The sequence below is a fragment of the Pseudomonas sp. NBB genome (assembly GCF_032701105.1).
Classification (GTDB): domain Bacteria; phylum Pseudomonadota; class Gammaproteobacteria; order Pseudomonadales; family Pseudomonadaceae; genus Aquipseudomonas; species Aquipseudomonas asiatica.
In genome coordinates, this window is record NZ_CP103994.1 from 2,158,352 (window position 1) to 2,181,556 (window position 23,205).

The 23,205-nt window shown below is 64.8% G+C and carries 20 protein-coding genes, 1 tRNA gene and 1 pseudogene; 11 read left to right on the plus strand and 11 right to left on the minus strand.

Features of this window, described 5'->3' with window-relative positions:
* Nucleotides 1-83: 83 nt before the first annotated feature.
* Nucleotides 84-1,238, plus strand: coding sequence for an HPP family protein (locus NY023_RS10080; RefSeq protein WP_013971921.1), 1,155 nt, complete (start codon nucleotides 84-86; stop codon nucleotides 1,236-1,238).
* On the opposite strand, the gene NY023_RS10085 is transcribed toward NY023_RS10080, so the two are convergent.
* Entirely contained in the window at nucleotides 1,212-2,078 is an 867-nt protein-coding gene (locus tag NY023_RS10085; protein WP_013971922.1) for a LysR family transcriptional regulator, read from the minus strand. The two genes, NY023_RS10080 and NY023_RS10085, sit on opposite strands and share 27 nt — an antisense overlap.
* A gap of 180 nt (nucleotides 2,079-2,258) precedes the next feature.
* On the opposite strand from NY023_RS10085, the gene NY023_RS10090 reads away from it, so the two are divergent.
* Nucleotides 2,259-4,148 (plus strand): propionyl-CoA synthetase, encoded by a 1,890-nt coding sequence (locus tag NY023_RS10090; protein ID WP_013971923.1) that lies wholly within the window; start codon nucleotides 2,259-2,261, stop codon nucleotides 4,146-4,148.
* Nucleotides 4,149-4,256: 108 nt separating this feature from the next.
* Here NY023_RS10090 and zapE read toward each other — a convergent pair whose 3' ends face one another.
* Nucleotides 4,257-5,327, minus strand: coding sequence for a cell division protein ZapE (gene zapE / locus NY023_RS10095; protein WP_031324969.1), 1,071 nt, complete (start codon nucleotides 5,325-5,327; stop codon nucleotides 4,257-4,259).
* A gap of 158 nt (nucleotides 5,328-5,485) precedes the next feature.
* On the opposite strand from zapE, the gene NY023_RS10100 reads away from it, so the two are divergent.
* Complete coding sequence (locus NY023_RS10100) at nucleotides 5,486-5,911, plus strand: DUF1810 domain-containing protein (protein ID WP_003256418.1); 426 nt, start codon at nucleotides 5,486-5,488, stop codon at nucleotides 5,909-5,911.
* A gap of 1 nt (nucleotide 5,912) precedes the next feature.
* Here the strand turns inward: NY023_RS10100 and NY023_RS10105 are convergent, their stop codons facing one another.
* The gene (locus tag NY023_RS10105) at nucleotides 5,913-6,155 is read right to left on the minus strand and encodes a DUF465 domain-containing protein (protein ID WP_013971925.1); all 243 of its coding nucleotides are present in this window, start codon (nucleotides 6,153-6,155) and stop codon (nucleotides 5,913-5,915) included.
* 259 nt (nucleotides 6,156-6,414) lie between these two features.
* Here NY023_RS10105 and NY023_RS10110 point away from each other — a divergent pair.
* Nucleotides 6,415-6,489 (plus strand) — tRNA-Gln (locus NY023_RS10110).
* 93 nt (nucleotides 6,490-6,582) lie between these two features.
* Here the strand turns inward: NY023_RS10110 and NY023_RS10115 are convergent.
* From NY023_RS10115 to NY023_RS10125, 3 genes are read right to left on the minus strand one after another with little or no spacing between them, the layout of a single operon-like run.
* Nucleotides 6,583-8,970, minus strand: a complete 2,388-nt coding sequence (locus tag NY023_RS10115; protein WP_013971926.1) for a hybrid sensor histidine kinase/response regulator — start codon at nucleotides 8,968-8,970, stop codon at nucleotides 6,583-6,585.
* 13 nt (nucleotides 8,971-8,983) lie between these two features.
* The gene (locus NY023_RS10120) at nucleotides 8,984-9,445 is read right to left on the minus strand and encodes a response regulator (protein WP_013971927.1); all 462 of its coding nucleotides are present in this window, start codon (nucleotides 9,443-9,445) and stop codon (nucleotides 8,984-8,986) included.
* Nucleotides 9,446-9,460: 15 nt separating this feature from the next.
* Nucleotides 9,461-11,710 (minus strand): ATP-binding protein, encoded by a 2,250-nt coding sequence (locus tag NY023_RS10125; RefSeq protein ID WP_013971928.1) that lies wholly within the window; start codon nucleotides 11,708-11,710, stop codon nucleotides 9,461-9,463.
* A 263-nt stretch (nucleotides 11,711-11,973) separates the two neighbouring features.
* On the opposite strand from NY023_RS10125, the gene NY023_RS10130 reads away from it, so the two are divergent.
* The 7 genes and pseudogenes from NY023_RS10130 to NY023_RS10160 all read left to right on the plus strand — a co-directional run bounded on the left by NY023_RS10130 (nucleotide 11,974) and on the right by NY023_RS10160 (nucleotide 18,301).
* Nucleotides 11,974-12,501: a spore coat U domain-containing protein gene (locus tag NY023_RS10130; RefSeq protein ID WP_024086641.1), complete on the plus strand. Its 528-nt coding sequence runs from the start codon at nucleotides 11,974-11,976 to the stop codon at nucleotides 12,499-12,501.
* A gap of 30 nt (nucleotides 12,502-12,531) precedes the next feature.
* Nucleotides 12,532-13,068, plus strand: a complete 537-nt coding sequence (locus NY023_RS10135) for a spore coat U domain-containing protein (protein WP_003256412.1) — start codon at nucleotides 12,532-12,534, stop codon at nucleotides 13,066-13,068.
* An 18-nt stretch (nucleotides 13,069-13,086) separates the two neighbouring features.
* Nucleotides 13,087-13,617, plus strand: coding sequence for a spore coat U domain-containing protein (locus NY023_RS10140; RefSeq protein WP_023662547.1), 531 nt, complete (start codon nucleotides 13,087-13,089; stop codon nucleotides 13,615-13,617).
* A gap of 3 nt (nucleotides 13,618-13,620) precedes the next feature.
* Complete coding sequence (locus tag NY023_RS10145) at nucleotides 13,621-14,124, plus strand: spore coat U domain-containing protein (protein WP_013971931.1); 504 nt, start codon at nucleotides 13,621-13,623, stop codon at nucleotides 14,122-14,124.
* A 39-nt stretch (nucleotides 14,125-14,163) separates the two neighbouring features.
* Entirely contained in the window at nucleotides 14,164-14,940 is a 777-nt protein-coding gene (locus tag NY023_RS10150; RefSeq protein ID WP_044046955.1) for a molecular chaperone, read from the plus strand.
* Nucleotides 14,941-15,039: 99 nt separating this feature from the next.
* Nucleotides 15,040-17,337: a fimbria/pilus outer membrane usher protein gene (locus NY023_RS10155; protein WP_044047232.1), complete on the plus strand. Its 2,298-nt coding sequence runs from the start codon at nucleotides 15,040-15,042 to the stop codon at nucleotides 17,335-17,337.
* A pseudogene (locus tag NY023_RS10160) lies at nucleotides 17,334-18,301 on the plus strand (spore coat protein U domain-containing protein). Before NY023_RS10155 ends, NY023_RS10160 begins: the two are co-directional and overlap by 4 nt.
* Before the next feature lie 193 nt (nucleotides 18,302-18,494).
* Here NY023_RS10160 and NY023_RS10165 read toward each other — a convergent pair.
* The 5 genes from NY023_RS10165 to NY023_RS10185 form a co-directional block, all read right to left on the minus strand.
* Nucleotides 18,495-19,643, minus strand: a complete 1,149-nt coding sequence (locus NY023_RS10165) for a M14-type cytosolic carboxypeptidase (RefSeq protein ID WP_013971934.1) — start codon at nucleotides 19,641-19,643, stop codon at nucleotides 18,495-18,497.
* Between the two features lie 108 nt (nucleotides 19,644-19,751).
* Nucleotides 19,752-20,525: an AraC family transcriptional regulator gene (locus NY023_RS10170; protein WP_003256408.1), complete on the minus strand. Its 774-nt coding sequence runs from the start codon at nucleotides 20,523-20,525 to the stop codon at nucleotides 19,752-19,754.
* A 36-nt stretch (nucleotides 20,526-20,561) separates the two neighbouring features.
* Complete coding sequence (locus NY023_RS10175; RefSeq protein ID WP_038409241.1) at nucleotides 20,562-21,794, minus strand: MFS transporter; 1,233 nt, start codon at nucleotides 21,792-21,794, stop codon at nucleotides 20,562-20,564.
* A 270-nt stretch (nucleotides 21,795-22,064) separates the two neighbouring features.
* The gene (locus NY023_RS10180; protein WP_013971936.1) at nucleotides 22,065-22,298 is read right to left on the minus strand and encodes a hypothetical protein; all 234 of its coding nucleotides are present in this window, start codon (nucleotides 22,296-22,298) and stop codon (nucleotides 22,065-22,067) included.
* On the minus strand, nucleotides 22,288-23,070 hold the full coding sequence (locus NY023_RS10185) for a VacJ family lipoprotein (protein ID WP_041506154.1): 783 nt from the start codon (nucleotides 23,068-23,070) through the stop codon (nucleotides 22,288-22,290). Before NY023_RS10185 ends, NY023_RS10180 begins: the two co-directional genes overlap by 11 nt.
* Between the last annotated feature and the right edge of the window lie 135 nt (nucleotides 23,071-23,205).

The window sequence follows — 23,205 nt, forward strand, 5'->3', positions numbered from 1 at the left end:
TATTGCAACCGCAATACGAGGCCCAGGCCACCTCGGCTGGGCTTTCTTTTTAACCAGAAAAACTACAGATTCCGATTACCTACATGCCTGCCTCGCGTTTCGAAAGTCGTTTGCAGCGGCTGTTGCCAGCGCCCCTGAATATTCCCCCCAAAGAATGGTTGCGTGCCGGTATCGGCGCGTTGTTCGGCCTTTTCCTCGCCGGCTGGCTGACCAGCATGGCGTACGGCCCCAGCATTGCCTTGCACCTGCTCGGCCCGCTGGCGGCTTCGGCCGTGCTGGTGTTCGCCGTGCACTCCGGCCCGTTGGCCCAGCCCTGGCCGGTGCTGGGCAGCTACGCCCTGGCCGGCGCGGTCGGCCTGGCCATGCGCCAGGGCTTCGGCCCGCAGCTGTGGGTTGCCGCTGCCGCCCTGGGTATCTCGATTCTGGTGATGTGCCTGCTGCGCTGCCTGCACCCGCCAGGCGGCGGGGTGGCGGTGAGCGCGGTGCTGGCCGATCCAGGGCTTACCGCCATGGGCGACCACCTGCTGGAGCCGGTGCTGCTCAACGCGCTGATCCTGGTAGCGGTGGCGATCCTCTACAACCGCGTCACCGGCGTGCGCTACCCGAAAGGCGCGGTGCCGCGCAAGGACCTGCACCACACCCATGACCCGCTGCCCAGCGAGCGGGTCGGCATCCGTGGGGAAGACCTGGACCAGGCTCTGGAAGAACTGGGCGAGTTCGTCGATGTCACCCGTGACGAACTGGAGCGCATCATCCTGGCCACCGAGCAACACGCCCTGCAGCGCAGCCTCGGCGGCATCACCGCGGCCTCGGTGATGTCCCGCGACGTGCAGTTCGCCACGCCCGACACCACCCTGGAGCAGGCCTGGAAACTGCTGGCCAGCCACCACCTCAAAACCCTGCCGGTGCTGCAGCAGGGCAAGCTGGTGGGAGTAGTCAGCCTCAGCGATCTGGTCGGCCCGGCCATGCAGCGTGGCCGCTTCAGTTGGCGTGGGTTGTTCGGCCGCAAGACGGTGCGCATGGAGCAGGTGATGAGCCGCCGGGTAATCAGTGTCAGCAGCCAGCACCCTCTGGAGCGCTTGCTGCCACTGCTGTGCGAACAGGGCCTGCATTGCCTGCCGGTGCTCGATGCCGACCAGTTGGTGGGGGTGATCACCCAGACCGACCTGATCGCCGGCCTCAAGCGCCAGTTGCTTAGCGAGGCCGAGGCTTCAGATAAGCGGGTCCCAGCGTTGTGACCAGTCGCTGGCGCCGGCGGCCACCAGCCGGCGCAGGATGGCGAAGGCCTGTTGCAGGGCTTCGCTGTCGCGTTTGCGCGGGTACACCAGGAAGGTCGGGTAGGTGAATTCCGGCGCCTGCGGTACCCGCTCGAACACCCCGCTGTCCAGATAGGCCTGCACTACCCGCGTGCGGAAGTAACCACTGCCGCCCTGGTCGAGTATGAACTGCAAGGCCAGCGGGCCCAGGTTGAAGCTCAGCGCCGGGCGCGCGCAGTCGGGCAGGGCGGCATCGTGCTGGCGACGGAAGGCTTCTCCCCAGTCGATATAGATGTACGGGTCTGGCTGGGCGACCCGGCGCACACGGATCAGCTTCTCCTCCATCAACTGCTCCACCTGCAGGCCCGGGCCGTAGGTCGGCTGGTAGACCAGCGCGGCATCCAGCAGGCCCATCTCGACCTTGCGCAGCAGCGATTCGCCGTCGCTCACCTCGCTGCGGATGGCATGGCTGGGCAGCTCGCGGTGCAGGGCACTGACCCAGTCGAGCAGCATCGGGTTGCCCAGGCTCACCTCAGCGCCCACGTGCAGCACTTGCTGGCAGCCTTGGGGCAGCGGGAGGTCGCGGCGCGCCGCTTCCCAGGTTTGCACCATCTGGTTGGCATAACTGACGAATGCCTCGCCGTCGCTGGTCAGGCTGGCGCCGTTGCGGCTGCGCACGAACAGCTGGCAGCCCAGTTGCTGCTCCAGGCGCTGCACCCGCGCGGTGATCGCCGTCTGTGACACGAACAGGCGTTCGGCGGCGGCGACCAGGCTGCCGCAACGCACGATTTCCAGAAAGGTACGGGCCTGATCGATGTCCATGAGCTGCTCGGTGGCTGAAGGGGTGGCCTATTCTAGAGGCTTTGCACCGTTATGGGGCGTTTCTGCGTTGTCTGCAAATTTGCAGGTCGGTTGTGACTTTAGTCCCATGGCGGCGCGGGTGTAGCGGTCCATACTCAAGTTTCGCCCTTCAATAACAACAAGTACCGGGTTTCTTTCGATATGAGCTACCAGCACAGCTACGCCCATTCCATTTCCGACCCTGCCGCTTTCTGGGCGGAGCAGGCCGCGCACCTGGCCTGGCACCGCAAGCCGGCCCTCACGCTGCAAGAAAATGCCGACGGTACCCACCGCTGGTTTGCCGATGGCCGCCTGAACAGCTGCTACCTGGCCCTCGATCACCAGATCGAGCAGGGCCGTGGCGAGCAGCTGGCGCTGATTTACGACTCGCCGGTGACCGGTGTGCAACAGGCCTACACCTACCACCAACTGCGTGACGAGGTGGCGCGCCTGGCCGGTTTGTTACGCCAGTTGGGGGTGAACAAGGGCGATGGCGTGATCATCTACATGCCCATGGTGCCGCAGGCGGCCATGGCCATGCTGGCCTGTGCGCGGATTGGCGCAGTGCACTCGGTGGTGTTCGGTGGCTTTGCCGCCAACGAGCTGGCCTTGCGCATCGACGATGCCCGGCCGACGCTGCTGCTGACGGCGTCCTGCGGGCTGGAGTTCGACCGGGTAATCGAATACAAGCCGCTGGTCGATCGTGCCCTGCAACTGGCCCGCCACCAGCCGCGCAACGTGCTGGTGCTGCAGCGCCCGCAGGCGCGTGCCCAGCTGCAGCCAGGCCGCGACCTGGACTGGCAGGCGGCATTGGCCAAAGCCGAGCCGGTGCCACCGGTGGAACTGGATGCGGGTGATCCGCTTTACATCATGTACACCTCTGGCACCACCGGCAAACCCAAGGGCATCGTGCGGGAAAACGGCGGCAATGCCGTCGCGCTGTGCTTCGCCATGCGCCATATCTACGGCATGCAGGCCGGCGATGTGTGGTGGGGCATATCCGACGTGGGCTGGGTGGTTGGCCATTCGCTGATCGTCTATGGGCCGCTGATGAGCGGCTGCACCACGGTGTTCTACGAAGGCAAGCCGATCCGCACCCCGGATGCCTCGGCCTACTGGCGGGTGGTGGAGCAATACAAGGTCAATGCATTGTTCTGCGCGCCCACGGCCATGCGCGCCATCCGCAAGGAAGACCCTGAGGGCGAGCTGATCCGCAAGCACGACCTGAGCTCGCTGCGCCAGTTGTTCCTGGCTGGCGAGAAACTGGATTCCAGCACCCACGAGTGGCTGGAGCGGGTCAGTGGCAAGCCGGTGCACGATCATTGGTGGCAGACCGAGACCGGCTGGCCGGTCACCGCGCCCTGCGTAGGGCTGGAAGGCAGCGCGGCGAAGCCGGGGTCGAGCAACCGGGCGGTGCCGGGCTACCACGTGCGCGTGCTGGATGACGAGGGCCACCTGCTGGGGCCCAACCACCAGGGCTCGATCGTCATCGCCCTGCCATTGCCGCCCGGGTGCAGCCAGACGCTTTGGGGCGACCACGAGCGTTACTTGCAGGCTTACCTGCGGACTTACCCGGGGTATTACCACACGGGTGACGGTGGCTACCTGGACGATGACGGCTTCGTCTACATCATGGGGCGCACCGATGACGTGATCAACGTGTCCGGGCACCGGCTGTCCACCGGCGAGATGGAAGACCTGGTGGCACGCCACCCGGCAGTGGCCGAGTGCGCGGTGATTGGCGTGCATGACGAGATCAAGGGGCAGGTGCCGTTGGCGCTGGTGGTGCTCAAGGACGGCGAGGGCATTGCCGAGGCGCAGTTGCTGGTGGACCTGGTGGGCAGCGTGCGCGAGGAGATTGGCGCGTTGGCATGTTTCAACCGGGTGCGGTTGGTGAAGCGACTGCCCAAGACCCGCTCCGGGAAGATTCTGCGGGCGGTGCTGCGCAAGATTGCCGACGGGCAGGACTATGTGCCGCCTTCGACCCTGGATGACCCGGCGGTGCTGGGGGAGATCGAGGCGGTGCTGGCGGATTTGCCCAGGGCTGGCTGAGGGTTTGACCTGGCTGGCCTCTTCGCGGGTAAACCCGCTCCTACAGAACTGTGCAATACCTGTGGGAGCGGGCGTGCCCGCGAAGAGGCCGGCCCGGGCAAAGCAGTTCTAGGGTCCTACCTGATGCAGCTGCCCCAACCGGCTGCGCGTACGCATCAGGTCGGCAAGCGGCCCGCCCAGGCTTTCTTCCAGTGGCCGCTTGCCGATCACCAGCACCTGCCGGTCCTGGTCATACAGCACATCCACCAGGTTGACGAAGCGCTGCTGCGCCGCCAGGGAACATTCCGACAAGTCATCCAGCCCATCGATGATCCACTCATCGAATTGCCCGGCCAGCACCAGGTAGTCGATCACTGCCGTGGCCTTTTCGCACAGGTCGTCAAAGCCCAGCACCACCCGCCGGCCGTCCACCGCCAGTGCGCGCAGCGGGCGCTTGTTCACTTCCAGCATCACCGGCTGCGGCTCGGGCACATTCAGCGCCTGGCGCTGCGCTGCATTGCCCGGCCAGACATAGTGGCCCCGGGTAAAGCGCTGATGTTCGCGGTTGGCCGGCAGGCTGCGGAAATCGGTATCGCCCCCCACTTCCAGCACTTCCATCGCGCTGTTGATCAGGCGGATCACCGGCAGGAAGCGCTCGTGGTACAGCGGGTTGGGCAGCAGCCCTTCGGGTGCATAGTTGGACGTCACCAGCAGGAATACGCCACGGCTGAACAACGCATTGAACAGCCGCGTGAGCAGCATGGCATCGCCAATGTCGTGCACATGGAATTCGTCGAAGCACAGCACCTGGCAATCACCCACCAGCTCGTCGAGGGTCGCGCCCAGTGCATCATCCAGCGCCCGGTGGCGGTGCATGCCCTGGTGCAGGCGCGCGAAGAAGTCATGGAAGTGCAGGCGCAGCTTGGCCTGCACCGGCACGGCCTGGAAAAAACCGTCGAGCAGCCAACTCTTGCCACGGCCCACCGAACCGTACAGGTACAGGCTGCGTGGCTGGCCTTGTTCGAGCTGCGCCAGCTGTTCGGCCATGCAGTGGATTACCCGGAGTTGGCCGTCGCTGAGTTGGTAACCGCGGCTGTGCGCCTTGTCCTCGAACCAGCCGAGCAGTTCGCTCTGGTTGGCGGCGGCGCCGCGCAGGCGTTGGCCAAGCTGGCGTAGCGGGGTAGGGATCCAGGCAGGCAAAAGCAAAGCTCCTTGGGCGATGGCAGGGCAGGGTGCAGCTTGCCCGAGGGCAGCCATTTTGACTAATACAGAAAGTGCGCGGCAATCATCGCCTGACGAGATAGGTTCGCCATGCAGGCGTACAGTAAAGGCTGGAACCGGTGCGAGGAGGGGCGAGCATGCACGCCGACTTTGATCTGCAGCGCTTCGTAGAGGCGCAGAACCCAGTGTATGACCAGGTGATGCAGGAGCTGCAGGCCGGGCGCAAGCGCAGCCACTGGATGTGGTACGTGTTTCCCCAGCTCGATGGCCTGGGCCACAGCGCCATGGCCGAACGCTATGCGCTGGCCGGTATCGACGAAGCCCGTGCCTACCTGGCTCATCCGCTGCTCGGCCCGCGCCTGCAAGCGTGCGTGACTGCGCTGCTGCAGCACCATGACAAGAGTGCCCGTGAAATGCTCGGCAGCCCTGACTACCTCAAGCTGCGCTCGTGCCTGACCCTGTTCGCCCAGGCCGCGCCCGGCAACCCGTTGTTCCAGCTGGCGCTGGTGCAGTTCTACGACGGTGAGCCGGACGCCCTGACGCTGGCCATGTTGCAGGGTTAGTTCAGGCCTTTTGCTCCAGTTGGCGCTCGATCATGTACTTCACTGCCAGCCGACGTTCTTTAAGGCGGCGCAGGTCTTCATCCTCGAAGTTGCCCGCCGAAATCGACTCGGCGGCCAGCACCTGGTTGTCGATGTCCATGTATTCGTCCAGCAGACGGTCCAGTGCCTTGTCCTGCTGTCGGCGCTGCTGGACGATTTCGCGCGGGTAGTGCAAGTCCTGGTAAAGATCGTGGGAGACAGGCATGGGGTCCTCCTTGGTCAATGCAGATGGCTCATCTGATTGGAAGGGAGGAATGCGATTGTGTTGAAGCCAAGCGGGCGGAAAGCGACGGATGGTCGCCTCGCCAACCACGAAAATGACTAACTCGCTGTTTTTTGGTAATTTTTTTCATCAGGGGGTTCACAGACCGAAAGTTTGTTGTTAAAGTGCCGCGCATTCCAAGACAACAACCCAGTTGTCACTCAGTTGGAATTGTCAGAGCAGCAGATGCTGCATCCGATACAGGGGCGTCGCCAAGCGGTAAGGCAGCAGGTTTTGATCCTGCCATGCGTTGGTTCGAATCCAGCCGCCCCTGCCATTTTCTTGCTTCAAACGTATCTCGGTCCGGTGCTTGGAAATACAAGCGCTGGGCTTTGTCGTTTCCACAGGTTTTGCCGAAGGCTCTGTTCGGTCACCTGGCCGTTCCAAGCATCTCGTTCAGCAAGCGGGCCAGTTCATCGGCCTTTACCGGCTTCTGGATCACCAGGCTGCCCGGCAACTCCAGTCCCTGCAACTCTGCATAACCGGTAAGAAGCACCACCGGCAGGTGCGGGTAGCGCTCGCGCGCCGCCAGGGCCAGTTGCGCACCGTTGAACTCGGGCATGGCGAAATCGCTCAGTAGCAGGTCGATCTGCTCATCCAGCAAGGCCAAAGCCTGTTCGCCACTGTGCGCCTGGCGTACCTGGTAGCCGTACTGGCGCAACACATCACCAAGCATGTCGCGTACCAGATGGTCGTCATCCACCAGCAGCACGGTGCGATTACAACCGCTTTCGCTAGTCGAGTGGCTGAGCAGCGACGGCATCGGTTCGTTGACGGCTTCACCCTTGACTGCCGGCAGATACACGGCCACCTGCGTACCACGCCCCGGCGTGGTGTCGATGCGCACGCCACCCCCGGACTGTTTGGCGAAGCCGAATACCTGGGCCAGGCCCAGGCCCGAACCCTTGCCGATATCCTTGGTGGTGAAGAACGGTTCGAACACCTTGGCCAACACCTCTTCGCTCATGCCGCAGCCGGTATCGCGGATACTCAGCATCACGTACTCGCCAGGGTCCGGGTCTTCCGGGCGCTGTGGACGTGCGTCGATCCGGGTGTTGCGGGTCGACAGCGTCAGCTGGCCACCGTCGGGCATGGCATCGCGGGCATTGATCGCCAGGTTGAGAATGATCATTTCGGTCTGGGTCGGGTCGGTCAAGGCCTGCCACAGGGTTGGTTCCAGGTCCAGGCGCACCGAGACATTGCCGCCCAAGGTGCGGCGCAGCAACTCTTCCAGCCCGGCCAGGGTGCGGTTGAGGTTCAGCGCCACCGGCTCCAGGCGCTGGCGGCGGGAGAAAGCCAGCAACTGCGAGGTCAGCTTGGCGCCGCGCTCGCCGGCTTCGCGGATGTGCTTGAGCCGCGCACTGGCCTTTTCCAGGTCGGCTTTGGCCAGGTCGCGCTCAAGGAAGCTGGCGCCGGTGAGGATTACCGTCAGCAGGTTGTTGAAGTCGTGAGCCACACCGGCGGTCAGCTGGCCGACCGCTTCCAGGCGCTGCATCTGCTGCAGCGCGGCCTCGATGCGTTCGCGTTCGGCGATCTGCTCGCGCAGGCGGGCGTTGGCTTCGGCCAGGCCCAGGGCGGCCTCGCGCTCGCTGGTGATGTCGCGTGCCACCACATACAGCAGGGTGTCTTCCGGCACCACCACCCAAGACAACCAGCGCTGCAGACCACCGGCATCCAGGATACGCCCGACAAAGCGGGCGCTGGTGCGACCATGGGCGAGGGCGGCCAGTTCGGTGAGCATCAGTTCCTGGTCATGCTCGGGCAGCAGGTGCAGCAAGGACGACTGGCTCAGACGTTCGCGGGACAAGCCCAGGCTGGCTTCCCAGGCGGGGTTCAGCGCGACTGGGGTCAGGTCCTTGTTGAGCACGGCCAGCAAGTCTTGCGACAGCTCCCAGGCACGGTCGCGTTCGCGGGTGCGGCGCTCGACCCTTTCCCCCAGCATTTCGTTGAGCTGGCGCAGTGCCTGGGTGGCCAGGCGTTGGGTGTGGATGTCCTGCAACACCCCGGAAAAGCGCACGCACTGGTCGTTGACGAACCGGCTCTGGCCGCTGCTGAGCAACCAGCGCGGTTCCAGGCCGTCGGGTTGGGCGATGCGGAATTCGACCCGATACAGGCCGCCACCTTCCGGGCACATGGCCTGTTCCACTGCCTCGCGCACCTGCGGCAGGTCGTCGGGGTAGATGCCGGCGTAAAACACCTCGAGGCTCATTTCAGTATCGGTGGGTAGACCGAACAGGGTCTTGCAGCGGTCATCCCACAACAACAGGCCTTCCTGCGGGCGCATGTCCCATGTGCCCATGCCGGCAGCGTCGATGGCAATGCGTGCACGTGCCTCGACGTCTGCCAGGGCCTCTTCGGCGCGGCGCCGGCGCTGGCGCTCCTGCACTTCGGTCAGGGCCCGGCGCACGGCCTTGGGCAGTAGCGGCAGGTTCTTCTTCAGCACATAGTCGGTGGCGCCCAGGCGGATCATTTCCACCGCATGTTCTTCGCCATAGATACCAGACAGGAAAATGAACGGAATGTCGGGTGCCAGGCGCTGGGCGATGGCCAGCACATCGGTGCCGGACGAGCCCGGCAGCACGCAGTCGCACAAGATCAGGTCGTAGTGGGCCTCGCTCAGGGCTTGCTCGACACCGGCATGGTCGAACACCAGCTGCGCCTGCACCTGCAACCCGCTACGTTCCAGGCGCATCAGGGTCAGCTCGGCGTCCATCGAGTTGTCTTCGACCATCAGCAGTTTCAGCGGCGTTGGCTGCATCGTCGCGGCCACCTTAGATGCTGCCACGCCGGTTCAGGCGCAGCGAGCCGGGTGGGGGTTCGTTGAGTACCGCCCAGAACACCCCCAGGTCGGAAATGGCGGCGACGAATTCCTTGAACTCCACCGGCTTGACCACGTACGCGTTCACCCCCAGCTCGTAGGCGCGCAGCAGGTCGGGCTCCTCGCGCGAGGACGTCAGCATCACCGTCGGGATGCTGCGCAGCTCGGCGGTGGCGCGCACTTCCTTCAGCACCTCCAGGCCGTCGACCTTTGGCAGTTTCAGGTCCAGCAGCAACACGGCGGGGTTGCCATCGTCACGTTCGGCATAGGTATTGCGCCGTAGCAGGTAGTCGAGTGCCTCGGCACCGTCACGCAGCACGATGACCTCGTTGGCCAACTGGCTGCGTTCCAGCGCCAGGAGCGTCAGCTCCAGGTCCCGTGGGTTGTCTTCGACCAGCAGGATGGGTTTGAGCATGATGGTAGCGGTGCCTCAAGTGGTCGCGGGGTGGCGCGGGAGGGTGAAGTGGAAGGTAGCACCCTGGCCAACCTTGCCATGGGCCCAGACCCGACCGTCATGGCGTTCGATGATGCGACGAACACTGGCCAGGCCGATCCCTGTGCCTTCGAAGTCTTCCATGCGGTGCAGGCGCTGGAACACGCCGAACAGTTTGTTGGCGTAGGCCATGTCGAAGCCCACGCCGTTGTCGCGAATGCAGATCTCGGTTTCGCCCGGATGTTGCACGGCGCTGATGCCGATGCGCGCCGGGGTGCGCCCACGTGTGTATTTGATGGCGTTGGCCAGCAGGTTGTGCAAGGCCATGTTGATGAACGCCGGGTCACCGACCACCTTGGGCAGTTGGGCGATGTCCCAGACAATTTCGCGGTTTTGGTAGTCGGGCGCCAGTTCGCTGCGAATGGCCTCGACCAGGGCGTTGAGGTCGACCTCGGACAGGCGCAGGGCAGAGCGGCCCATTTGCGAGAAGTTGAGCAGGTTGTCGACCAGGCTTCCGGCAAAATGCGCGGCTTCCTCGATGTGTTGCAGAAAGCGCCTGCCGCGCTCGCTGAGGCCCTGGCCCTCGATTTCGCCGAGCAGTTCGGAGTAGCCGGCAATATGGCGCAGGGGGGCGCGCAGGTCATGGGACACGCTGTAGGAAAACGCTTCGAGCTCCTTGTTCGAGCGACGCAGTTCGCCAGCCAGCTGCGCCAGTTCCTCGGCCTTGCGCAGGACAATCCCCAGCACTGCCGTGCGCAGCTCCTGCACGCCTTCGATGACCAGCGGGTGCCAGGGTTCGCAGTAGCCGCGCAGTTTTTCCTGCCAGCTATCGAAACTGTGCCGCGGGTCGAGGTTGCCCTGCGGCCCGACCTGTTTGTTCGGCTGCCCGGCCCAGTTCACCGTGCGCACCTGCTCGGGACGGAACCACAGCAGGTAGTGCGAGTGGATCTGCGAAATGGCCACTGCCAGCACACCGCCTGCATGGGCCGCGAGCTCGGGCAGTTCATCGATGTCGCGGCACAGGTTGTCGCTGTGGAACACGCTCTCTTCGCCACGCTGGGAGAGCCAGTGCACCAGGGCGTTTACCTGCGCGGCCGGAGGGGTCTTGCCGATCAGGTCGCAACGTTCGGCGGAAATGACCGCGGCACCTTGGGCGCCTGCGAAGGCCAGCAGTACTTCGGGCAAGTCGCGCAGGCCGTCGCCGACACTGTCATGGTCGGCCATGGACGAGATCATGCGCACGATGTGCTGGCGCAGCTCGAGCAACTGGCGAGTGTTGGCGTGGGACTCGCGCGATTCGATCTGCAGCGACAGCACACTGGCCAGCAGTTCGCAGGCGGTACGGGTGCGCAAGTCCACCGGGCGCGGCTGTTCGTGGTGGCAGGACACCAGGCCCCAGAGTTTCCCGTCGACCACGATCGACAGCGACATCGATGCCAGGGTACCCATGTTGCGCATGTACTGCAGGTGCACTGGCGACACGCTGCGCAGCGCGGCAAAGCTCAGGTCCAGCGGCTTGCCGGTGCGTGGGTTGGCAGCGGGCAGCAACGGCGAGGCCTGGTAGTTGGCGTCCTCGATCACGCGGATGCGGTTGATTCGGTACAGCTCGCGCGCCTGGCGCGGTATGTCCGAAGCGGGGAAACACAGGCCCAGGTAGCTCGGGTAGCCCGGGTCGGCCACCTCGGCCAGCACCTGGCCGTTGCCTTCGGCATCGAAGCGATAGGCCTTGACCCTGCCAAAGCCGGTGATGCGCTTGAGCTGCAGCACTGCTTGCTGCAGCAGTTCCTCGAGGCTGCCGGCCTGGTGCAGGCGGCCTACGAAGCTGCGCACCAGCGGGTAGTAGTCGCCTTGCCCGACAAGATCGGCCGGCAGGCGAGGGGGTTCGAATTCGGCGATCAGCACCTGGTCGTGACGATGGACCAGCAGGTGCAGGTTGCCACTATATGGAGCGTCCTGGCGCAGGTGCACATCGCTGATGTGGAACGGAAAGACCTCGTCCTGCGGCAGGCGGGCCAGGTGCAGGCGCAAGTCGAAGGCACCGCTGACCAGCTCGGCGAACTCGCGACCTATCAGTTCACTGGCCGGTATGCCCAGCCAATGCTCGACATTTTCACTGGCCTGGAGTACCCGCATGTCGGTTTCGTCCAGCACCAGCAGAAAACCGTGGGGCTGGATGCTGCCAGGTAGCTGGATCGGCTCCTGGGCGCAGCGCTCGAGGGCTTGGGTGAGCGTGCTGTCTGCAATCATCTATGAAAACGCTCCTGTCGTGTCCTTCCATGCATGCCGCATGAGTCTAGGCAGGATGAAGGGAATACACCTTAACAGAATACCCGCCGGGATAACGGCCCTTGGCCATTTGAGGAGAATGCCGGCGATGCGTTCTGTGTCGTGTGGTTTTTTTTTCAGGTGGTAGCGCTTTTTGGCTAATACAAAAAAATGGCTCGATGCCAGTACCGTGATGTCACGTCGCTGCTACGCTCAGGTCAGCAGACATCGACAAGGATAATAAGGTGACGGAGCGCTACCTGGCCGCCCTGTTGGGCCTTATGTTGAGCAGCAGCGCAATGGCGGCGGACTTCCTGGTGGAAGTGCGGGTGCTGGTGCAGCGTGGCTGCATGCTGGTCAACCAGCCCCGCGATGCTGGGGCGCAGGCGCTTGGGCGCATCGACCTGGGCGCTGCTGCACGGCTGGATGGCCCTGGTGCGCCGCTCACCGGCGCGCTGCTGAGCCAGCGCCCGCCACGCCTGGAATGCAATCCCCACACCCCCTATCAGGTCCGCGTCGATGGTGGGCAGCATGGCGGCGTCGGCGAGTTGCGCTTTCTGGCCAGTGACGATGACACGGCCCGGCTCATACCTTATCGCCTCTACCGCGACGCTGCCTGGCGCGAGCCGCTGGCGGTGAATGTGGCGCATTCGGCGCGGGTGCCGGACAGCGGTTCGGTCGAGCTGCCGTTGTATGCACGGATCGACAAGCTGGCCTGGGTACCGCCTGCAGGCCTGTACGCCGACCTGCTCAAAGTCACCGTCACCTGGTAGGGATGCAACCATGCTCAAGGACGCGACGCCATGAACCGCACCTCGATCCTGCTGCTTTCCCTGGGCCCGCTGCTGGTGCCCGGTGGTGCCGCGCATGGCACCAGCACCGGTTTCATCCAGGCGCGGCTGGTGATCAGCAGTGCTTGCCAGATCAGCAGCAACGAGACGCAACCGGCAACGGTGGGTAACCCCGGCGTGATGGACTTCGGCGAGCGCGGACCGAACTGGGACCAGCCGCTGCGCAGCCGGGTTGATGATGTGAGCGGCGAAGGCAGCCTGCAGATCAGTTGTACGCCCGAGGTGCGGGCGTTCAACGTGCGCATCAACGGCGGCCTGAATGGCAGTGACGGCATACGGCGGCTGAGCAACGGCCGCGAGCTGATCCCCTACCAACTGGCGATCGACCCAGGTGGTAACAGCCGCTACGGCATCGGCCAGGCGCGTGCCTTCACCATCAGCAGTACCCGGCAGATACCGATCCCCATCTACGGTGTGGTAGTGGCGCAACCGCGTGCGCTGCCAGCCGGCCTGTACCGTGACACCCTGAGGGTGACCCTGGACTGGTAACGACACAAGGAGACTTCGATGCGAACGAACCTTTCACGCTGCATCCTCGCCGGTCTGGGGCTGATGCTGACTTACCAGGCGCAGGCCGCCACCACCGGGACTATCGAGTCGACGCTGACCTTGACCGCAGCGTGTCAGGTCAACGGCAGCTCAGCCTCCTCGGGGGCCGACTTCGGTACCTTGGACTTCGGCACTCACGATGCCTTGTTCAACACCGCCGACGGCCAGGTAATCGGCGGCGGCGGTGGGGCGATCAGCATTCTCTGTTCGGCTGGCACGGTACCAGTCATCCGCGTGGGTGCAGGTTCCCACGATGGCCAGTCGGCCGGGGGCAGCCGTGCGCTGGCGGATGGCGTCGGCAACTTCGTGCCGTACGACTTCTACACCGATGCCGGGCGTACGCAGGTGTTGGCCATCAACGGCACCATCACCTTGCCGCTCAGCAGTGGTGTGGCCCAGACCGTCAACCTGTATGGCCAGGCGCGCGGCAAGGTCGGCCTGCCGGCGGGGGAGTACACCGACACAGTGTCCGTCGAGCTGTCGTTCTGAACCATGCGCAGCTGGCTGGCGGGCGGCATGAGCGTCCTTGGCGTGCTGCTGGCCGCGCCCCTGGATGCGGCGACCACCAGCAGCTTCCTGGTGACGGCGCAGATCGTCGCCGGGTGCCTGGTGGTGGGCGGCGTGACCAGCTACGGGACGCTCGACTACGGATCGCAGTCGGCACTGGCCACCGGAACTCTTGGCACCTCGTTGGGCGGTACCACGGTGACCTTCCAGTGCACCCCGGGCGTGGCCTTGAGCATGAGCGTGGATGGCGGGCAGAACAGTGCCAGTGGCACACGCAACCTCAAACGCACGGGCGGCACGCAGGTGCTGGCCTACCAGTTGTACCGGGACGCGGCGTACAGCCAGAGCCTGGGGATCGGCCAGAGCGTGGCCGTGAGCTATACCGACCCGACGGCGATCAAGCTGCCGGTGTACGGGCGGGTTCAGCTGACCGGCATGATGCCGGCGGGGACTTACACCGATGTGGTGCAAGTGACGGTGACCTGGTGAATGCATCGGCACTAATGACCAGTATCCAAGGAGAGCTTCATGGGGGCAGGCGCGAAGTGGGCGCGAGGATTGATCGGAGTATCGTGGCTGGCGAGCCTGCCAGCCTGGGCGGCCACCTCGGTGCTGATCTGGCCGATCGACCCGGTATTGGAGGCTGACCAGAAGGCTGGCGCACTGTGGCTGGAAAACCGCGGAACCGCACCGGCCAACCTGCAGGTGCGGGGGTTCGCCTGGCGCCAAGGTGACTACCAGGAACAGTACCAGGCACAGCGCGAGATCATTGGCAGCCCGCCGGTGGCCAACGTCGCCCCCGGGCAGAAGCAATTGATCCGCCTGACCCGCACCGGCCCCTCGCCAGTCGGCCAGGAGCAGGCCTACCGCATCATCATCGACGAAATCCCGCCCGCCATCCCGGTCGACAAGGCCGAGCCCGGCACCACCGCGGCGATCCGCCTGCAGATGCGCTACTCGGTACCCCTGTTCGTCTACGGCGAAGGCCTGTGGGGCAAGGCAGGCCCTGAGGGCAAGGGCAATGCCGAGGGCGTCGGCAAGCCGCAACTCAGCTGGCGCGCAGTGACCGTGCAGGGCAAGCCGTACGTGGAACTGCGCAACACCGGCCCGGTGCATGCACGCCTGACTGATGTGGTGGTGCAGCAGGGCAGCCAGAGCAAACCACTGGCCGATGGCTTGCTGGGTTATGTGCTGCCGGGAGCCAGCATGCGCTGGCCGGCACCGTTGGCACCGAGTGCCGGGAGTGTGCTGAAGGGGAGGGTAAACGGCCAGAGCAGCGCGGACGCCATCCGCCAAAGCCAATGAGCCTGCGCCTGAATGCCGCGCAGAGGCCGTGGAGAATCCGGCAATGGTTGGACACCGTGTGTGAGGTGGCTGACCCACCGTTGTTGCCTGGGGCTCGCCCTGGTCGGCCCAGGCCTGGTGCTGGCCGACGACCTGCCGCCACCACCCACGGAGATGTCTGCCATCGCCGATGCCACGTTGTACCTCGAGTTGCTGGTGAACCAGGTGCCCAGGGCTGAGCTGGTGCCGGTGCAGCAGCGCGCCGGGCAGTTGTACCTGGACAGCGAGGTGTTGCGGGCGGCCGGCGTCTCGCTGCCAGGCAACCCGCAGGGCGAGGTGGCCCTGGAGGCCATCGTGGGGATGCATGCCGACTACGACAGCCAGAACCAGCGCCTGCTGCTGCAAGTGCCGCCGGCCTGGCTGCCCGACCAGCAACTGGGCGACCGCAACCTGTACCCGGCCAGCGATGCACGCAGCAGTTTCGGCGCCTTGTTCAACTACGACCTGTACCTGAACGACACCGATGACGGCGGCAGCTACCTGGCGGCCTGGAACGAACTGCGCCTGTTCGACAGCTGGGGAACGTTCTCCAGCAGCGGGCAGTGGCGCCAGTCGTTCAATGGTGCGCCGACCGACGATATGCGCCAAGGCTTCTTGCGCTACGACACCACCTGGCGCTTCACCGACGAGCAGCGCCTGCTGACCTACGAAGCTGGTGACCTGGTAACCGGGGCCTTGCCCTGGACCAGCTCGGTGCGGGTCGGTGGCCTGCAGTTGTCGCGCGATTTCGCTGTACGCCCTGACCTGGTCACCTATCCGCTGCCGGCGTTCTCCGGTGAAGCGGCGGTACCGACCTCGCTGGACCTGTTCATCAATGGCTACAAATCCAGCACCAGCGAATTGCAGCCGGGTCCCTACACCTTGACCAACGTGCCGTTCATCAACGGCGCCGGGGAGGCGGTGGTGGTCACCACCGATGCCCTTGGCCGGCAGGTGTCGACCACCTTGCCGTTCTACGTCACCAGCAGCCTGCTGCAGCAGGGCCTGGCGGATTATTCGGTAGCGGCCGGCAGCCTGCGGCGTGACTACGGGGTGCGCGATTTTGCCTACGGCCCCGGGGTTGCTTCGGCCAGCCTGCGCTACGGGGTCAGCGACGTCTTCACCCTGGAGACCCATGCCGAAAGCGCCGAATCGCTGATGCTGGGAGGCCTGGGTGGCAACATGCGGCTGGGCAACTTCGGCGTGCTAAATGCGACGCTGGCGCAGAGCCGGTTCGACGGCGACAAGGGCCACCAGGTCGCCCTCGGCTACCAGTACAACAGCCAGCGCATCGGCTTCAGCTACCAGCGCCTGCAACGCCATGGCGACTATGCCGACCTGACCCGGGTCGACAGCCGGGACATACAGCTGAGCCAGCGCAGCGAGCAGGTCACGCTGAGCCTGAACCTGAACGAATACGGCAACATCGGCGCCGGCTATTTCGATGTGCGCGCCGGCGACGGCACACGTACCCGGCTGATCAACCTGAGCTACAGCAGGCCGCTGTGGGGCAACAGCAGCGTTTATCTGTCGGCCAACCGTGAAGTGGGGGAAAGCCAGTGGGCAGTGCAGGCGCAACTGGTGATCCCGTTCGACCTGCACGGCACCCTGGCCCTGGGCATGGAGCGCAGCCAGCAAGGCGAAACCCTGCAGCGGGTCAACTACAGCCGCGCGACGCCGGTGGGGGGTGGTGTCGGTTACAACCTGGGCTACGCCGCCGGTAGCGAGCGCGATGCCTACCGCCAGGCCGATGTCACCTGGCGCCTGCAGTCGGTGCAGTTGCAGGCCGGTTTGTATGGCAGCAGTGGAGAGATGACCCGCTGGGCCGACGCCAGTGGCTCGCTGGTTTGGATGGATGCCGGGCTGTTCGCTGCCAATCGTATCGACGATGCCTTCGTGTTAGTCAGCACCAGTGGTTACGCCGACGTGCCGGTGCGCTATGAAAACCAGGAGGTCGGCCGTACCGATGCCGATGGTCACCTGCTGGTGCCGTACAGCAGCGGTTACTACCGCGGCAAGTACGAGATCGACCCCATGGGCTTGCCGCCGGACATCCTCGCGCCGGAAGTGGAACAGCGGGTGGCGGTGCGCCGGGGCAGCGGCTACTTGCTGGAGTTTCCGCTCAGGCGCGTGCTGGCGGCCAGCGTCGAACTGGTGGACGCCGAACAGCAGGTACTCAAGCTGGGCAGCCGTGTCACCCATGCAGAAAGTGGCAGCCAGGCGGTGGTCGGTTGGGATGGCCTGGTTTATCTGGAGAACCTGACGCCGCATAACCGACTGCTGGTTGAGTTGCAGGGGGGCGGGCATTGCCAGGTGGCGTTCGACCTGCCTGAGTCGCAAGGTTCGATCCCGTTGATTGGCCCGTTGGTGTGCAAGTGAAGGCCTGCTGGCGTGGTTTTTGGGCATGCGCCTTGTTGTTGTGGGCGGGCTCGGCCTGGGCCAAGTGCACGTCAGTGTTGACTGCGCCGGCGGCGTTTGGTTCGCTCAACTCGACTCAGGTACGTGGCACGGTCCAGACAGCTTCCAGCACCAACTCGGGCCTGCAATGCAACGGTTCGGTGATCAGCGTGCTCAGTAGCACCGACTCCTTCAAGATCAAGATCACCTCCACCACCAGCGGCCTGGTAGGGCCTACCGGGGATGTGATCCCCTACACCCTCTATGCCGACGCCACAACCAACTATCCGATCACCCGTGGCACCCCCTTCGAATTCAGGACCACCGGCATCCTCGACTTGCTCGGGTTGCTCAACGGTACACCGAAGAATGTGCCTATCTACATGCGCACGCAGGTGGGCAGCAACGTATCGGCGGGGCTATATCAGGAAATCCTCGATGTCGAGTGGACCTGGGACTATTGCGACGGGATTGGTGTTGGCGGGCTTTGCATAGGGCGAGACAAGGGCTCCGGTACCAGGACCCTGCTGGTAAGCATGACGGTGACCAACGACTGCCAGATCACCACGCCCAGCATCAACTTCGCCAGCGCGCCGGTGGTGGCGGGGTTCGGCACGGTGAGCCAGAGCCTGAGCGTGTCGTGCACCAAGGCAGCAACTACACGGTGGGCCTGGATGACGGGCAGAACGTGGCCAATGGTCGACGGCGGATGAAGTCTTCGGCCAACAACTACCTGGCCTATGACATTTTCAAGGGCGCCGGTGCGGTGCGCTGGGGTTCGACAGGGGCTGCGCGGCGGGCCAGTGCCGATGCCGATGTGAACCCCGGCACGGGGACCGGCACCGGTAGCCAGGTGTTCAACTACAACGCCAAGGTCTACACCGACCAGGCTACCCCCCCGGCTGCGACCTATACCGACAGCGTGATTCTGGATGTGCAGTTCTGAGCGCAGGGACCTTGTGGGAGCGGCGGTCCGCGTAACCTGTGGGAGCGGCTTTAGCCGCGAAGAATCCAACGCGGTGCATGGCACCGGCTACGCCGGTGTTCGCGGCTAAAGCCGCTCCCACAGGGGCCCTGCTAATTCCATGAGTCATGTGCAGTCCTGTGAGAGCCGACTTGCCGGCGATGGGCCGTTTCAGTCAGCGCAAATCGCCAACCATCTTCGCCAAGGTCTCAAGCACCGCCCCGGCCAACGCCTTCGAGCGCGCCCCCGACCACCCGGTGACGGCATCCGGCGCGTCGTCATGGTCCTTGAACGGCATTTCCAGGGTCAGTGACAGGCAGTCATGCGCCATCCCCACCGCATTGCAGGCCAGCGTCGTGTTGGCTTGCCCCGGTTCGTCGCGGGTATAGCCATGCACGGTCTGGAAGTCGCGGGTCAGGCTGCACAGGGTGCTGCGGAACTGCTCCTCCAGTTTGGCCAGACGCGGCGTGTAGCCCGGGTTGCCCTCGCAGGCCGCGGTGAACACATGGGGAATCTCTTCGTCGCCATGCACGTCGATGAACGCATCCACGCCGTGTTGCTTCATCTGTGCCTGGGCGAAGAAGACCTCGGGGCTGAGCTCGACGCTGGCGTCCTGCCAGGCACGGTTGAGGTCCTTGCCCTTGAAGTTGGTGCGCAGGTGGCCGAGGAAGGCACCGTCGGGGTTCATGTTGGGGATCAGGTACAGGTCGGCCTTGGCCAGCAACTGCCGGATCACCTCGTCGTTGGCCTGCAAGCGGTCGATCACGCCCTCCATGAACCATTCGGCCATGTGTTCGCCCGGGTGTTGCTGGGCAATCAGCCACAGCTTGCGCTTGCCTGCGGCACCATCACCGGCACGCAGCAGGGGAATGTCGCGGCCCTGTACGCTGCGGCCACTGGCGAGCAATTCCACCCCCGGCAGTTGCCGTGCACGTTCGATCAGCTGGTTGTGACGAGCGCGCGGGTAGGGCTCGAAGTAGGCGAACCAGATGTGCGGCTGTTCGGCCTTTATCTCGAACGACAGCGCCGTGCCGTCGAACTGGCTGGGGACGCGGAACCAGGTTTGCTGGTCGTAGGAGGCCACGGCGTTGTAGCCGCTCCAGGCGTTCTTGTAGGAGGAACCGGAGGCATTGTCGAGGCTGAAGCGATGGACCTCGCCTGGCGTCAGCCCGCTGACCTTGAAGTGGAACCACTGGTAGTGGCCGCTGTGGGTGTCCGGGCGGATGGCCAGGTGCACCCTGGCCGGGTTGCTGGCATCCAGCACCTGGATGTTGCCGGAGTCGAAATCGCAGTCGATCTGCAGGGGGGACAGCGTCACGGTCATGTGCCGGGCTCCTTCTGGGGGCTTTGTTGTGGGGGTACTGTACACGGCTTGACAGGGTTGCTGTGCGAGATCAGGCGACGCGGGGCGATCTCATATGTTTCCTACAGGCTATTTGAAGAACTGACTCGGCGTGATACCGAACTGGCGCTTGAACATGCTGGCAAAGGCACTGGGGCTGTCATACCCCAGCGTCCCCGCCACATCGATGATCCGCTCGCCCAGGGCGATCCGCTCCAGTGCCTGCATCAACCGCGCCTGCTGGCGCCACTGGCCGAAGGTCATGCCGGTTTCCTTGCGGAACAGGCGCTGGATGGTCTTTTCGTCCACTCCCAGCTGCTGGCCCCAGTCGGCCACGGTGGCGTTATCGTCAGGCCGCTCGTGCAGCGCGGAGCAGATCGCCTGCAGGCGCTTGTCGCCGGGCTGCGACAGCTTCAGCGGCAAGGTCGGCAGCACGCAGATCTCGTCGAGGATCAGGCGCATCACCCGGGCTTCACGCGAGTCTTCGGCAAACGGCGCGGTAAAGCCTACGGAGGCCTTGATCAGTTCGCTGAGCAACGGCGAGATGCTGATCGCCTTGCTCTGCAGGGGCAACTGCACTGCCGCGTCGGCGCGCACGAACACACTGCGCATCTTCACCTCGCCCACGCAGCGTATCGCGTGCACCTGTCCGCAAGGCATCCATACGCCGCGGCTGGGAGGCACGGTCCAGCGTTCGTTACCGGACTCGACGATCATCAGGCCTTTGGTGGCATAGATCAGTTGATGCTTGGCATGGCTGTGGGGCTCGATGAACCAGTCGGTCGGGTAGTCCGTCGCACGGCTGCCCACCTCCCAGCTCCACTCATCCACCTCCACCAGCAATTCGTGCTGCGGCTTCAGCATTTCGACCTCTTGTACGGGCAGCCTGGCACGCCCACTTTAACAGCAGCGGCTGGGGCGGGCTTGCGAGCGGGTTGCCGGCAGCAGCGCGGTGGCCAGCCCCAGCAGCGGCAGGAACGAGATGATCTGGTACACCCACTCGATGCCATGCCGGTCGGCCAGTTCGCCAAGCCCGGCGGCGCCGATGCCGCTGATACCGAACATCAACCCGAACATCACCCCCGACACCATGCCGACCCGGCCCGGCACGGCCTCCTGGGCATACACCACCAGGGCGGCGAAGGCCGAGGACATCACCAGGCCGATGGCCACCGCCAGTACCGCCGTCCAGGCCAGGTTGGCGTAGGGCAGGGCGAGGGCGAAGGGCGCCACGCCGAGGAACGAGACCCAGATCACCGCCTTGCGCCCGATACGGTCACCCACCGGGCCACCAGCGAAGGTGCCCAGGGCCACGGCCGCGAGGAACACGAACAGGTACAGCTGGCTGTGCTGCACGCTCAGGCCGAAATGCTCGATCAGGTAGAAGGTGAAATAGTTGGTGAACGAGGCGATGTAGACGAACTTGGCGAACATCAGCACGGCGATGACCGCCACGGCGCGCCACATGGCGCCACGCGACAGGCCGGGGGCCTGCTGGCCGGCGAAGGTCTTGAGCCGGGTCTGGCCGTGACGCACGGTCCAGCCGGTCACCCGCAGCAGCACGAATACCGCCAGCGCGGCCGCCAGCATGAACCAGGCGATGGCCGGCTGGCCGTGCGGAATGACGATGGCAGCGGTCAACAGCGGGCCGAGGGCCGAGCCAGTGTTGCCACCAACCTGGAAGGTCGATTGCGCGGTGCCAAAGCGCCCACCGGAGGCCATCCTGGCCAGTCGCGAGGCTTCGGGGTGGAAGGTCGCCGAGCCCACGCCGACCACCGCGGCAGCCACCAGCAGCATTTCATAACTGCTGGCGAAGGCGAGCAGGGCGATGCCCACCAGCGTCACCAGCATACCGGCCGGCAGCAGGTAGGGCTGCGGGCGCTTGTCGGTGTACAGGCCGACCCAGGGTTGCAGCAAGGACGCGGTCACCTGGTAGATGAGGGCGATCCAGCCGATCTGGGCAAAGCTGAGTGCGAAATCGCTCTTGAGCATCGGGTAGATGGACGGCAGCACGGCCTGGATCAGGTCGTTGAGCAGGTGGGCGAATGCCGCAGCGCCGACGATGCGGACCAGAAAGCCCTGGGGTTGGTCGGCAGGTGTGGTGGCGGCCATGGAGGCGGTGGAGGTCGTCATGGGCGATCTTCTTCTGGCGAAAGGGAACAAGGCATTTGCCGAAGAAGGGTAGCCAGTGCCCGGTTTGCCTGTCTCACGCCGAACAGGCAGCCACTGTCGCGTTTCGGACATCCCGGGCCTGACGCCCTGAATTCGCAGGCGGTCCGCGTACCCTGTGGGAGCGGGTTCACCCGCGAAGAATCCAGCGCGGTGCATGGCACCGGCTGCGCCGGTGTTCGCGGCTAAAGCCGCTCCCACAGGGTCCCTGCTGACACTTGGCCGCCCTCGAATTCATCGTTCGTGCCGCGCCACCCAGCGCAGCAATGCTGCAATCGGTACGCTGCGGTGAGCCTCGTGTCGGTAGGGCTTGCCCTCGGCGGTAAAGCGTTCGCGATAGCGGCTCAGCACCAGGCTCCGGCCATCGGCCGAAACCCGGGCCTCCAGTTCATGCAGCAACAGCGGTTGCCGGGCAGCGCCTTCCAGGCGCCTGAACAGCAGCATGGCGCCTTGGGCATCATTCTTCATGGGCACCCCCTGCGCAATTCACTGGCCAGGTGCCCGGCTCGCCGGCCTTGCCTTCTGCCACCCGGTTGCTGCGCCGCTGCGCGGTGTAGTCACGCATCGCAACGTAGTAGTCAGGCCAGGTGCGCAGCAGGTCGGTCAGCGGCAGTGCTTCGGCCCGTGCATCGACGATGCCGCCGGCCGTGGCTACGTTGCCCATGGTTTCGACGGTATCGCTGTTGCCGCCAAACGGGTCCAGTGCCAGGCCCAGCAGCGTGCCTGTGGCATCACGCAGGTTGTGGGTGCCCAGCAGCGGCAGCTCGACGATGGGGCCAGAGGCGATGTTCCACACCCCGAAAGTCTGGCCAAAGTCCGAGCGATGCTGGCTCAGCCCCATCTTGCCAGACACGTCGACCAGCCCTGCCACACCCAGGGTGGTGTTGAAGATGAAGCGGGAGAGGCTGGTCATCGCCCGTTCGCCGTTGCCCTGCAGCAGGTCGTTGACGAACACCTTCGGCTCACCGAAGTTGCTGGCGAAGTTGTGCATGCCCTGCTGGGCAAAATCGGGCAGCGCGGTGTAGCCCCGTGCGACGGGGGCCAGCAGATAGTCGTCGACCGTGCGGTTGAAGGCGAATACGGCGCGGTTGGCGGGCTCCGCCGGGTCACTGACCTGATAGGCGACATTGCCGCAGGCCGCCGTGGCCGGTGCGCGTTGGCTGCAGCCTCCCGCCGCAAGCAGCGACAAGGCCAGCGCGGCTGAGCGCGCTGAGCGGGAGGCGGATGATGAACGGGACATAGATACATTCCTGGCAAGAACTGGCAGCGATGCTGCGCAGTTTTCTTTGCCTGGTAATGTCCGGATTGTCTCAGCGTCGACACTTTGTTTCCGGGTTGAAATATATGACGGCTACGTGGAGATGGCCTTAAAGTA